11 protein-coding genes are annotated in these 12,764 nt (G+C 65.2%); 6 read left to right on the top strand and 5 right to left on the bottom strand.

From position 1 onward, the window contains the following. A partial coding sequence (locus AAGI46_10515) for a cohesin domain-containing protein (GenBank protein MEM1012636.1) occupies window positions 1–1,494 on the top strand: 1,494 nt, incomplete at its 5' end. Between the two features lie 29 nt (window positions 1,495–1,523). On the opposite strand, the gene AAGI46_10510 is transcribed toward AAGI46_10515, so the two are convergent. Continuing rightward, on the bottom strand, window positions 1,524–2,147 hold the full coding sequence (locus AAGI46_10510) for a PEP-CTERM sorting domain-containing protein (protein MEM1012635.1): 624 nt from the start codon (window positions 2,145–2,147) through the stop codon (window positions 1,524–1,526). A gap of 228 nt (window positions 2,148–2,375) precedes the next feature. Beyond that, window positions 2,376–3,329, bottom strand: coding sequence for a PEP-CTERM sorting domain-containing protein (locus AAGI46_10505; protein MEM1012634.1), 954 nt, complete (start codon window positions 3,327–3,329; stop codon window positions 2,376–2,378). 194 nt (window positions 3,330–3,523) lie between these two features. On the opposite strand from AAGI46_10505, the gene AAGI46_10500 reads away from it, so the two are divergent. The 3 genes from AAGI46_10500 to AAGI46_10490 are packed head-to-tail and all read left to right on the top strand — an operon-like array spanning window position 3,524 to window position 7,187. Next, window positions 3,524–3,811: a MazG nucleotide pyrophosphohydrolase domain-containing protein gene (locus AAGI46_10500; protein MEM1012633.1), complete on the top strand. Its 288-nt coding sequence runs from the start codon at window positions 3,524–3,526 to the stop codon at window positions 3,809–3,811. Between the two features lie 50 nt (window positions 3,812–3,861). Further along, window positions 3,862–6,252, top strand: a complete 2,391-nt coding sequence (locus tag AAGI46_10495; protein MEM1012632.1) for a hypothetical protein — start codon at window positions 3,862–3,864, stop codon at window positions 6,250–6,252. Continuing rightward, the gene (locus AAGI46_10490; protein ID MEM1012631.1) at window positions 6,249–7,187 is read left to right on the top strand and encodes an ABC transporter ATP-binding protein; all 939 of its coding nucleotides are present in this window, start codon (window positions 6,249–6,251) and stop codon (window positions 7,185–7,187) included. Before AAGI46_10495 ends, AAGI46_10490 begins: the two co-directional genes overlap by 4 nt. A 67-nt stretch (window positions 7,188–7,254) precedes the next feature. Here AAGI46_10490 and AAGI46_10485 read toward each other — a convergent pair whose 3' ends face one another. Further along, the gene (locus tag AAGI46_10485; GenBank protein MEM1012630.1) at window positions 7,255–8,229 is read right to left on the bottom strand and encodes a hypothetical protein; all 975 of its coding nucleotides are present in this window, start codon (window positions 8,227–8,229) and stop codon (window positions 7,255–7,257) included. A gap of 105 nt (window positions 8,230–8,334) precedes the next feature. Between AAGI46_10485 and AAGI46_10480 the strand changes: the two genes are divergently transcribed. Further along, window positions 8,335–9,276, top strand: coding sequence for a DMT family transporter (locus tag AAGI46_10480; GenBank protein ID MEM1012629.1), 942 nt, complete (start codon window positions 8,335–8,337; stop codon window positions 9,274–9,276). 117 nt (window positions 9,277–9,393) lie between these two features. Here AAGI46_10480 and AAGI46_10475 read toward each other — a convergent pair whose 3' ends face one another. Beyond that, on the bottom strand, window positions 9,394–10,143 hold the full coding sequence (locus tag AAGI46_10475) for a phosphoadenylyl-sulfate reductase (GenBank protein ID MEM1012628.1): 750 nt from the start codon (window positions 10,141–10,143) through the stop codon (window positions 9,394–9,396). A 58-nt stretch (window positions 10,144–10,201) separates the two neighbouring features. Between AAGI46_10475 and AAGI46_10470 the strand changes: the two genes are divergently transcribed. After that, window positions 10,202–12,076 carry a nitrite/sulfite reductase gene (locus AAGI46_10470; GenBank protein ID MEM1012627.1) on the top strand — a complete coding sequence of 625 codons (1,875 nt, stop codon included), beginning with the start codon at window positions 10,202–10,204 and terminating at the stop codon, window positions 12,074–12,076. Between the two features lie 24 nt (window positions 12,077–12,100). Here AAGI46_10470 and AAGI46_10465 read toward each other — a convergent pair. After that, on the bottom strand, window positions 12,101–12,764 hold a 664-nt coding region (locus AAGI46_10465; protein ID MEM1012626.1), incomplete at its 5' end, for a hypothetical protein.

Here is a 12,764-nt window from a genome sequence, read left to right as displayed (position 1 = left end):
GCCATGACAAGCCGAAGTTGCCTTACCGGAATGCTCGCCCTTTGCCTCGTCGTGGTCGGGCTGGTGCCGTCGATCGCGTCGGCTCAGGAGCAAGCGCCCGTTCGCCTCTACGTGCTCGAGCGAATCATCTTCGGCCCGACCAAGGCACCCTTGCCCGATGGGTATCGCCCGCCTTCGGAGTCCATCGCCGATCTCGACGGCGGGGTCATCGAGTTCACGATCGACTACGCAGCCGACCGCGTCGAGACACAGCGGTTCACATGGTCGTTCGATCGCGACATCTACACCCTGAAGATCGGCGACACGTTCAACGTCGAGCTCGAAGGCAGGCTCGTCGGGCCCGACACGGATCAGCGGCGGGCATCGGGCAGCTTTTCAGGCGGTTACGGACGATTCACGCCCGAAATGCCCGGAACTGAAATGACCGGCGTCTACCGCGACAGCTTTTTCGGCGCCAACACACGCGGCAACATCAGTGTCTACTCCGAGCCCAACAAGTCTCGACCAGGAACGGACTCCATGTTCGCGCGGGGCGAGATGAGCGTGTGGGAGAACGCCCGCGAGAGTGCCGAGCGCATCTACTTCCAAGCCTCTGCCGGCGGCAAGGCCTATGGCGACCGCTTCGGCACCAGCTTCTTTGCCGTTTACGTCTACCGGCCCATCCGCGGCGACGACCCGGTTCCACCCAGGAGTGAGGTCATTGTCGAAGCGCCCCGGCCGGACCGTGACCCGGACACCATCGGCATCGACAATGGCAGTGATCCGTCAGCGCCGACGGCCGGCAACAGCGACGCCACAGATCCGATCGTGAAGAGCGATCCCGCCGCGGTCGGAGGAGGCATTCGCGGTGGTACTGAAGTGTCCGGCCCATCAAGCCCGTCTGCGGCTGGAGAGGTTGGAGCTGCAGATGAGCGGGCTGGACGTCGGGTGATCGCGCCGACCTTGACCGCCGAGACTGGGCAGACCGTCGTCGTTCCCATTCGTCTGGCCAATCCGGACGGTGTTGCAAATCTGAACGTTGACATCCGCTACGACGCCGATGTGCTCACTCTTGCCGGAAGCGTCCGGCCGGGCGCGTTGACTCGGGATGTGCTGTTCCGAGCCAACGGAAACGCCGCCGGTCTCGTCCGCATCGGCTTCGCTGGACTGGCGGAACTGTCGCAGGACGGTGTGATTGCCGAGCTCGTGTTCGACGTCGTCGGCGACGCGGGATCGTCCAGCGACATAGCGGTCAGCGTGAGCGTCGTGGAAGACCTGGACGGGCAAAGCCTCCCGACCGAGGCAGTATCGGGAGGAGTCGATGTGGTCGGGCGTGGGTTTCTTCGAGGCGACTGCAACGGGGACGGCGTGGTTGACCTTGCCGACGCGGCCTGTGCGTTGGAGATGTCCGTCGGGCTCTTGCCGGCTGACCAGCAGTCCGACGTCGATGGCGACGGTGCGATCACGTCGTCCGACTCTCGCGAAATCCTGCGAAAGACCCAGAGCGGCCGTTAAGCCGCCAGTCCTGTTCGGGGAAACCGCTGCTAGCGACGGCGGCGTGCCAGCATGCCGAGACCCGCGAGGGCGAAGCCGGCGAGCGTCGTCGGTTCGGGGACGACGACGGCGACGTCGGGCCGCAGGTTGTAGGCCGCGCGGTCGATCGTGATGCTGCCGCCGTTGTCCGGCGAGACGGTCACCTCGACCCAGCCGTAGTGCGTGTTGGGCCCGTCGACGAAGCTGAAGCCGGCGATGCCGGTGACCGGGTCCGTCGGGTCGTACCACTGGCCCGCGGCGAGGCCTTGGTCAGCGAAAGTCGCCACGAAGCTGTTGGGGCCGCCGAAGACGGTGGTCGCGTCGATCACGTCGCCTTGCATCAGCATCGCAGCCTCGGCCGTGCTGCCGACGGTGCCGCCCGTCGTGATGACGGTGCTGCCGAAGAACGGCATGAAGATCTGCTGCACCGTGGCCGTGCTGGTGGTGAAGTTGTTGATCGCAAAGTCCTGGTCACCGGGGACGCCGATGGTGCCGAGCAGCGTGATGTTCTGGAAGAAGCCCTGGCCGACGGAAATGTCCGGCTCGAAGTCGAGCTCGACGACTTGGGCAGAGGCATGACTGCCAGCCAGCATGGCGGCAGAAACGGCGACGACGGATGTGATTCGGTTCAGCATGATCTCAATCGGCCCGCAGGCCGTGCTGAAGTGTTACCGGACACGACGCCTGCGCTCAAGTGAAATCGCACTTCTTTCCAGCTCGGCCGTCGATCCCGGCGGTGCGATCACCCGCATGGCCGGCATGGGACGCACAGATCAACCGATGCGGGGGCGAACCCCGCTGCGCGCACTAACGCAGCGGGCTGCCATTCGGCGAGCCCGCTGCGTCAGGAGGAAAGAGGTGATCTAGCGGCGTGAGCGTCGGCCGAGCACGCAGAGCGAGCCAAGTGCGAGCGCAGCAGCCGTTGTCGGCTCTGGAACGACCGAGGCGTACCAGCCGTCCAGGGCTGCGATGTCGCTCGGGGTCGACGTGCCGAAGTTGGCGCGAAGGATGCCGAAGTCGGCCAGGTCGACGTTCATGTCGCCGTTGAAGTCGCCGGTGGCAAACGTGCCCATTGTGGAGCCGAAGTTGGCCCGCAGGATGCCGAAGTCCGCCAGGTCGACGGTGCCATCGCCGTTGGCGTCACCAGGCAGCGAAGGCGTGACCGGTGCCGTCTCGAACGTCAGGACCGGAGCGTTGCCGTTGCCGTTGGACCAGATGACGTAGCTGAGGAACTGGACTGGAAGCGCGTCGTAGTCGAGCCGCAGCTGGACGAAGTCACCCGCGACGTAGACGTTGTTCAGGTAATCGACGAGTGCCGCATCGCCTGTCGCGTCGGTCTCGTTGACGCCGTTCGGGCTGGCGGGTGTGAGCAGGTCGTCCTGCAACAGCGTTCCGGCCTGATCGAACTGGGCGGCGAAAAAGCGCGGGGCCGCGTCGATCGCCTGGGTGCCGAGTCCGACGAGGTCGACGTTGTAGCTCGGTGGCGTGGAACCGTTCTGGTAGAATAGGTTGACGTCGAAGTTTGCCGACACGATCTCTTCCCCGGCCGGGAGATCGGGCAGCAGGAAGTTAAACAGCGGCTTGCGGTACTGGCCGTCCCAGTAGCCGGGTGTGTATTCGCCGTTGAAGCTGTCGCCGTTGCGATCGGCGGGTCCTTCGACGCCGGTTCCCGGGCCGTCCGGGCCGCCGGGTGGGCTCGTGAAGACGGCACTGAGCAGTTCGATGCCGTCGGTGGCGGGAATCTCGAAAAGGTCGGCCTGGGCGCTCTGGGCCAGGCACACGGTGGCGGCCGCAGCCGCAAGAACAGTCTTCTTCATGGTCTCCTCCGGAGGCAGTTTCTCGGGTGCAGTGCGGACTCGTGCCCGCATTGGGCTCAGATTACCACAGCCCGACCCGATTTGTGTAGGCGAAAATTCGGATTGTGGCGATCTGTCCACCCAGCGCCTTCCTGCCAATCAGTCAGGCCGGTCGACTCCGCCGCGATCGGGCAACTGACCACTAGCGTTGCCGGATGTCCGAATCGTCTCTCACCATCACGGAGTTCCAGCAGTCAATACGCGACCGCTACTACGAGGCCGATGCCGCACGCGGGATCGCCGGGACGTGGCTCTGGTTCAGCGAAGAGGTCGGCGAGCTGGCCCGCAGCCTCGCACGAGACGACGACCATCAGGCCAAGGAAGACGAGTTTGCAGACGTCCTGGCATGGCTTTGCACGATGGCCAACGTGGCCGGGGTTGACTTAGCCAAGGCGGTGGCACGCAAGCACCCGGTAAATGGGCCGCTGAAGAAGCCGAAGTGATCGGCTGTCGAATTGCCGCGACTGCACGCGTTCATTAGCGTGCATGCAACGTGCGGCACCGGCGACGGCATCTCGAGCTCCTCATCGTCCTTCTGGCGCTCGTGGTCGCACCGATTGCCTCGGCACAGGAAGGCGGCGGACGCGTCACATCGCTCGGCGTGGGCGGGTTTTATGACCCGTACGCGTGGTTGCCCTACCAGGTCTCCGTCCGCGCACCCGAAGGCCGGGCAGGCACCTACCGGCTTCGTGCCATCACGACCGACCTGGACGGCGACCGTGTCCACTTCGATCGCGCGATCAGTTTGGCCGGGGGGAACGAGCAGTCCTTCTGGGGCTACCTCAAGTTGCCGCCCGGCACGTCGCGTCTCGTCGCTGAGGAAGATCTAGCGTTCGCCCTGGTGGATGCCGAAGGCGAAGAGCTCACGCGGCTCGACATCCAGGCTCGGCCGATTGACAACATCCACTCGCTCGGCGGGCGACGCGGTGGCCGACTGGTTCTGATGGTCGGCGGTGAGGCTGGCGGCTTCTATCCCGGTGCGAGCGAACTCGTCGACGGTGTCGCGGGGCTCACCGGCGTCACCGTGCCGGCGTCCGTCAGGCCAACCGACCTGCCCGACTCGGCCATCGGCTACGAGTCGGTGTTCGCCGTCGTCTGGCAGGACGGCGATCCGGCGGACCTGCTCGATGGCGGCGGCGAACGCATGGCCGCCTTGCGGGAGTACATCCAGACCGGTGGGCGACTCGTCGTGACGCACCGGAGTGACTGGGAAGCCCTCCAGCTGTTCATGGACATCCTGCCCGTCACGCCCGTCGCAGCGGTCGACCTGCCGTCGGCCGTAACGCTCGCCAGGATTCCGCCATCGCCATCGCGCGAGATGATCGACGCGCTCGCGTCCATCGAGGGCAGCGTCCGACACGTCGTCGCCGCACCGAAAGATGACGCGATCGTCGAGGTCTGGTTTCGCCCGGGCGAAGGCGACTTTGAGGACGCCCTGGTCGACGGCGCTGCCCCGCTGTTGGCCCGCAGCGGCTACGGGTTCGGCAGCGTGACGTGGCTGGCGATCGACCTTTCCAACCGCCGACTCCTCGGCACGCGTGAGGCGCGCGTTGAAGGCTGGACAGACCTCTGGGCACGCATCTTCGACACCGGTGATCGGCCTGTGCTCGACCCGAGCGATCAGGAGCGAGCCCGCTTCGAGACCGCGGCCCAGCGCGACTTCGCCACCGCACCGCAGGCTGACGCGACGCTCGCAGCGCGCGGTGCTGCACTGGTGACGCTGGCAGTGGTCTTCTTCATCGTCTACTGGCTCGTCGCCGGGCCGGGCGTGTTTTTCTTCCTGAAGCGTCGCAAGAAGGCGTCGATGACGTGGTGGTTCTACGGCGCGATCGGCCTCGGGGCGGCGGGCATGACGGTCCTGCTCACCGGCCTCGTCCTTCGCGGGCCGGCCGAACTTCGACACGTCTCTGTCATGCGTGCCGGGCCGATGGCAGAACGGGCCATCTTCAGCGACCTGGGTCTGTACATCCCGCGCGAGGGTGCTCAGGCACTCGAAGTCCGGCGGGAAGACGATCCGGCCGACGGCTATCTCACCCCGCTCATCCCGCCGCGCGATCGCTCGTTAAAAGGCCGGGCCAGTCCGGTGACGTACGACGTCGCACTCGCTGGTCGGGCCGAGGTGACGGTGCCCTACCGCAGCTCGCTCAAGAAGTTCGAGTCGCGGACTTCGGCCCCAGCGATGGCCGGACTGGAAGGCACGCTGCGACTTCCCTCCGACAGCCGCTATCCCGTCGGCCAGCTCGTCAACGCGACCGGCTACGAGCTGGTCAACGTCCACGTCGCTTACAAGTTCTTCTTCGGCGGTCGGCCGCAGGTCCAGGTGCTCTATCTCCCCAGCATTCCGGCAGGCGGCACGGTGCCATCACTCCGCGACGAGTTCGACACATCGCAGCGACGCAACTTCGTCTCGGCCACGCGTGGCAACCGCACCGGCCCGGCGCGCGAAGAGCCCGTCGAAGGACGGCTCGATCAGGATTGGGCCTATCGGTACTGGTACGAATTGCCGGGTGTTCGGCGTTCTGTGGTATCCACCGAAGAGTTCGACGACTGGTCTCGGCCCTACCGCATCGCGCCGGCGATCCTGTCGTTCTTTTCGATGCTCCCGCCGATGACGAATCCGACGCAGCAGAACGACGCCGTCGCCCTGCTGAATCGTGGCGCCTCCGAGTGGGACGTCACGGCCGCGATCTCCGCCGGCCACGTCGTCATTGTCGCCGAAGCCCGCGAGACCGACACGCCCGTGCCGATGACGGTCAACGGCCGCGTCGTCGAGGGCACGGGTACGGTCGTCACGCAATTCGTCCTCCCAATCAACCGCCCGCCGCAACGCCCGCTGCAAGACGCCCGAAATCAGTCCGACGCCGACGAGGACAATCAGCCATGAGCGAGCCGGTCATCAAAACCGTCAACCTGACCAAGCGCTACGGCGATCTCGTCGCGCTCTCGAATCTCAACCTCGAGATTGCCGAGGGCGACTGCTTCGGCTTCATCGGTCCCAACGGCGCGGGTAAGACCACGACGATCAAGATCCTCGCCACGCTCCTCCAACCCACCTGGGGCGAAGCCCGCGTTTGCGGCCACGTCGTCGGCTACCAGAGTCGCCAGATTCGCCCGCTGCTCGGCTACGTGCCCGACTATTTCGGCGCTTACGAGGACATGGTCGTCCAGGAGTATCTCGAGTTTTTCGCTGCGGCGTACGACATCAATGGCAGCGACCGCGTCAAGGTCGTCGGCGACTGTCTGGAACTGACCGACCTCACGTACAAGCGCGACGCCCCCGTCGATGGCCTGTCGCGCGGCATGAAGCAGCGGCTGTCCATCGCCCGCGTCTTGCTGCACGACCCGAAGGTGCTGCTACTCGACGAGCCGGCCGGCAACCTCGACCCGCGGGCCCGTGTCGAGCTCCGCGAGCTTCTCAAAACGCTCCGCGGCATGGGCAAGACGATCATCATCAGCTCGCACATCCTGCCGGAGCTGCAGGATCTGTGTAACACCGTCGGCATCATCGAACGCGGCGAACTGCAGTACTCCGGCCCGTGGACCGACATCGTCCGCCGAGCCCGCCGCGGCACCGTCGTGCAGGTCGGCCTCGCCAGCAATCACACACCCGCCGCCTCGATGCTGTCGCAGGACCCGAACGTCCAGAAGGTCGAAACCAAGGGCGACCTGCTCGAAGTCACATTGAAAGACGGCCTCAATGACTACGCCTTCCTCGCCGGCCGCCTCGTCCAGGGCGGCTACAAGCTGACGCTCTTCCGCGAAGAAGAAGTCAACCTGGAGACCGCCTTCATGCGTCTAACCAAGGGCGTCGTGCAGTAGGTATGTCACAGACCGACGGAACGCAGTCTCCATCTGTGTCCAGCATGAGGCCAGGCGAGCGCATTCGTCAGAAGTCGATCTGACCGCCCAGGGCGAAGCCGCGGACGCCTTCGCCGAAGACGAAGGAGGTGCGGAGGCTCACGCCGCTGACGAAGGGGACGAGGTCGCGTTCGACGAGTTGGACGCCGGTGCCGAGTTCGAAGAGCGTGTCGAAGCCAAGCGCCTCGCCTGCGACGCCGACGAAGCTGGAGTTGCCGGCGAAGCCGATCCATCGGAGCTGGCGACCCAGCGGATGAAGGCCCGTCGGACCATCAAGCTGTGCGAAGGCTGTCGCTACACCGAAGTTGCTGCTTCCTTCGAGCACAGGGTCGCTTGCGTCAAACGTCACCGTGAAGAGATGGTTGTAGCGAGCACGTGCACGGAACGCGATGCCGTGGTCGAGCTTGGCGGCGTAGTCGGCCTGAACGCCGACGCCGAGGATGGCTTCTTCGATCTCGAAGTTGAAAATGATGCCTCGCGTCGCGCTCTCGAGCAGACTGCCAGAAGCGCCGCTGAACCTCGCCTCGTCATCCGTCCGGCTGTACCCGGCGAGAAAGACCGGAGACACGGTCCACGGCCCAAGGTCAATCGCCACGCCGAGGCCACTGACCGCGCTGTAGCTGGTGATCCGATTGTCCAGAAACACCGGCTGTCCGTCGAAGACGAAGTCGGTCTTTTCGCGAAATCGAGTCCGGCCGAGTGTGAGTTCGACCCGCGGCTTCACGCGTCCGATGGCAAGATCTTCGAATACGTAGAAGAGCGGAAAGCTCGTTCGATTGATGCGAAGATCCTGCTGGCCCTCCTGCTCGACACTCAGCGACGCAGACGAAATGCCTGGTACAGCCGTGTAGCCGCTTAATCCTTGCAGCTCATCGCTGAGGTTCGACGACGCTGCTGACGAACGGACATCTTCACGAAGATCGGCCACAAGCTGTGCGGATGACGACGTCGAAAGCACCAGCGCAGCCGCAGCGCTGATGATGATCCGGACGCACGTCGTCATGGAGCAGCAGCATCGCAGATCGCGTACGGCGTGTCACGACGGGTGATTCGCCGTGATCGTGCTTGTGTGCGCTGGCTTTGCCCGGCCGACGTAGCGTGCCGGCCGATGTCCCGCGTGAGCGACCGCTTTGTTTTGGCCGTCCTGCTGGGGCCCGGCGTCTTCGCCCTGTCGACGGCGGTCATCTTCATCAAGCTCAGCGAGTTGCCAGTTGGAATCGTCGCGGCGATCCGCCTTTTGGGCGGAGCGTTGCTGCTGTGGCCGTTGATGGCGATCGAGCGACGTCGCCGCCCGGATGTGACGCTCGGGCAACTCATCTGGCCGACTGTGGTTCCCGGCGTGTTGCTTGGGGCGCACTTCATCTCCTGGTTCGTCGGTGTCCGCGCAACCACGGCCGCGAACGCGACGCTGATTGTCAACCTCTCGCCGGTCATCATGCCGTTCGCGCTTCTGGCGCTCGTCGGAGAGCGTGTGACACGACGTGAGATGATCGGAAGTGCCCTGTCGATCGCGGGCGTCATCGTGCTCGCAGCGGGCTCGGCGAAGCTGACACGGGAAGGCCTGATCGGCGACCTCGTCTGCCTCGGCAGCATGGTGCTTGCCGTGCTCTATCTCACGCTCGCCAGGCGCAACGGCGCAGCCCGCAATGGCATTGGCAGCTACCTCGTTCCGCTCTACCTCGTCGCCTGCGTCGCAACCGCCGGGTACGCAGTCATTGCCGGCGAGGTCGAGACGGTGATGGACAGCACCTTCAACTGGCCTCGCGAGGCGTTGTTCCTGGCGTTAATGGCCCTGCTGCCGACGGCGTTCGGACACGGCCTGCTCAACTACGCGATGACCCGCGTCCGCGGACAGATCGTGGCTTTGGGCGGACTCGGGCAGATCGTCTGGGCGACGCTGCTGGCGATTCCGCTTCTTGACGAGTTTCCGCAGCTGTCGTTCTACCCAGCGTCCGCGCTCATCGCAGCTGGCGCGGTCATCGCGATCTACAAACCGCGGAAGACGAAGGAGCGCAAAGCACCTTCGTCACCTCAGACAGTCACGTCGTGAACCAATGGATGAGTTCGCGCGTTTGTTCGTTTAGCGGTGAGCGTCAGCGAGCCTGCCAGAAGGCTCGCTGGCGCTCACCGCTAAGCGAGGATGTCGACTGCAACTCACAACGCTGGCTCAAATCCCAGCGCCGTGCAGACCACACTCGGTCTTGCTCGTGCCAGTCCAGCGTCCCTCGCGGGTGTAGTCGTCAGGTCGACTACCGGGGACACTGCGGGTGCAGTGCGTGCAACCGATCGTCGGGTACTCCTGCTCGTGCAACACGTTGAACGGCACGTCGTGGTCAATGACGTATTGCCACACCTCTGGGCGACTCCACGTCAACAGCGGGCAGACCTTCCACACGCCGTGCTTCTCGTCGCGGCCGACGACGGGCAGGGTCGCCCGCTCTGCCGACTGCCCGCGACGCACGGCTGCGAGCCAGACGTCGACGTTTTGCATCGCGCGGTGCATCGGGATCACCTTCCGCAGGCCGCAGCAGCGATCCGGATCGCGCTGCCAAAGGCGCGGGCCGAAGGCGAGCTCCTGCTCGTCCGGCGAGACGTCGATGGCGTGGCAAACGAAGTCGAGCCGCGTGTAGCGACGCTCAAGTCTTCGACGCAGGTCGTGCGTTTCGTCGAACAGGAACCCCGTGTCGAGCCAGATTACCGGGACGCTCAGCCCGGCTTTGTCGAGGAGGTCCAGCAGCACGCAGCCTTCCATTCCAAAGCCCGTAGTGGCGGCGACGGTCTGATCTGCGAAGGTGTCGGCGACCCAGCCGAGAATCTCGTCCGGCGACGCGTCGTCGGACGGCGTGCCGGCGTGCCAGAGCGGCGTGTCGTCCGAAAGCACCTGCAGCCGGGTCACAGACCACGTTTCGCCCGTCATCGAAGAACGTCAAGCTCGATCTTGACTATTTCCTATCGACTACTAGGTTTTATTCGCCATGAGCCGCCTCCTTCCGCCCGAGCCGTACCTCCGCACGCCCCAGGACGACTGGAACGGCAACGAACGCATCAAGCTCGAAGCCGGCTTGCTCGACGGCCTGCCGCAGGCGGTCCAGGACGATGAGGAGCAGTCCCTCTCCGTTGAGGCCGAGGCCATCGCCAAGAGCCATGGCATCTATCTCGAGTACAACCGGGCCAAGACCGGCAAGGAGAAGGACTGGATGTACATGGTCCGCATCAGCGTGCCCGGCGGCGGCGCGTTCCTGCCGCACCAGTGGAAGGTCATCGACGACATCAGCCGGCGCTACACGACGTCGCCCGAAGGCCGGCCGAGCATCCGCCTGACGACGCGGCAGAACATCCAGTTCCACTGGATCAAGAAGGCCGACCTCGCCGCCGTCGTACGCGACATCGCGAAGTCCGGCTTCTTCGCCCTCAACGGCTGCGGCGACAACGTCCGCAACGTCATGGGCTGCCCGCTGTCGAAGTTCTCAACGCTCGTCAACGTCCACGAGCTTGCCCACCGCTACGGCACGTACTTCCAGCTGCCCGAAGGCCCGCACATCCAGATTTTCGGCGTCGACACCAGCTATGACCGCGCCGCCCACGAAGCCCGCGTCGGCAGCCCCGGCCGGTTCGGGTACGGCAAAACCCTGCTCAACCGCAAGTTCAAGGTCGCCTTCGGATCGGCTCATCGCGACCCTCAGACCGGCGACGTGCAGATGGACAACTGCACCGAACTCCGCACCAACGACCTCGGCGTCAGCCCTGTGGTCGAAGACGGCAACCTTGTCGGCTACCAGCTCTACGTCGGCGGCGGTCAGGGCGAAAAGAATGGAAAGTCCAGCTTTTCGACGCTCGGCCTGCCGCTGGGCGTCTTCACGCCGGACGAACTGCACAAGGGCATGGACGCCGTTGTCGCCGTTCATCAGGACTGGGGCGACCGCAAGAACCGCCACTGGGCCAGACTCAAGTACGTCGTCCACAAGCAGGGCATCGAGTGGTATCGCGATCAAGTGAAGCTCGCCGGCGCGAGTTTCAGCGACGCCATCGAAGACCACGACGTCGGCCCGCGCCGGCTCCACCATGGCTGGCAAACGCAGGAATCCAACGGGAAGCTCGCCTTTGGCCTGTGGGTTGAGAACGGCCGGCTCATCGATCGCGGCGAGGACGACGGTGCCAACGCGTACGGCGTCGGATCGGCGTCGGGCCGAGGCGAGAAGCTGCAGTCCCTCGCGTCCGCGCTCGTCGAGCGTTTCGGTGCCGAGGCGATGATCACCGCCAACCAGGATCTGCTGCTGACCAACATCGACCCGGCGGCGAAGGAGGACTTCGATGCGACCGTCCGCGAGTTCGGCGTCGGCCGTCGCAAGGCCAGCACGCTCCGCATGAAGAGCGGTGCCTGCGTCGGCCTGCCCACTTGCCGGCTGAGCTACACCGACTCCGAGCAATTCGAGCCGGAACTGCTGACGAAGCTGGAATCGATGGGTTACGGCGACGTCAACGAGTCGATCGGCATCACCGGCTGCGAACGGCAGTGCTTCCGCCCCGGCACCAAGTCCATCGGCTGGGTCGGCCAAGGCCCGGGCATGTACATGCTCAAGGTCGGCGGTGACGAGGCTGGCCGGCACCAGGGCACGCCGCTGGACGAAGACGGCAAGCGCTACCTCCGGCAGGTCAAACGCGACGACGTCCCGCTCGTCACAGCCGCCCTGTTCGATCACTGGCAGGCAAACCGCGAGGACGGGGAAGACCTCGGTGCCTACCACCGCCGCATCGGACACGCGTCGATCCTCGAGCACCTTCGCGCAAACCCGAGGACCGCCGCGACGTGCCAGAAGGCTGCTCCTGCGAGCTACCAGCCTGGGACGTGACGTCGTGTAAGCGGGAGGTTCAGATCACCGCTCGTAGCGAGCGAACCCGACGTCGTCTTCCGCGAGATTGATCTCGCACGGAAGCGAGCGCTGCTCGTTGGTCCAAGCATCGAGCAGAGCGACATTCGCATGGAGGTCGAAGGTCCGCGATGACACCAGAAGCTGCAGCGGTGACGCGGTCGTGTTGAACACAGCGAGCCAGCCTCGATTCCGGTGCTTGCGATCAGCGACTGTTAAGGCGACCCAGCCGTCACCCCGGGCGGTCGCAGTAGCCATCGTCGCGTTGGCCTGGCAGGCGAGGATCGTCGGGTTCGTCAGGAGCTCGAAGTCCTCCTCCGGCGTCTCCGGCAGGTGGCCGCCCATGAAGAGCGGCGAGCCGGCGAGTGCACGCTGGACGATAAACGAACGCTTCTGCGCCGGTGTGAAGTCGGATTGCCGGCGAACGCCCTTGCCATAGAGCAACGGCCGCTCGCCCATGCCGGCGTCGTGATCGCGCCAGACGGTGAGCGCACCGAACGGAATCATGTCGAGATCGATCGCAAAGTCCGGACGCTCCTGGCCCTGCCAGTGCTGGAGCGCATCGAGTCCCTTGGCGAGGTCGTTGCGTCGGTCCCACACGTCGGCCGTCACACGCAGCGCGTTGGCGCGGCGATAGTCCGGCAGGTGTGCGACGCACGTCAGGTCACCT

This window comes from Planctomycetota bacterium (assembly GCA_038746835.1).
Classification (GTDB): Bacteria; Planctomycetota; Phycisphaerae; order Tepidisphaerales; family Tepidisphaeraceae; genus JBCDKH01.
The sequence above is the reverse complement of the archived record's forward strand: the minus strand, read 5'-3'. Positions and strand labels throughout refer to the sequence as shown.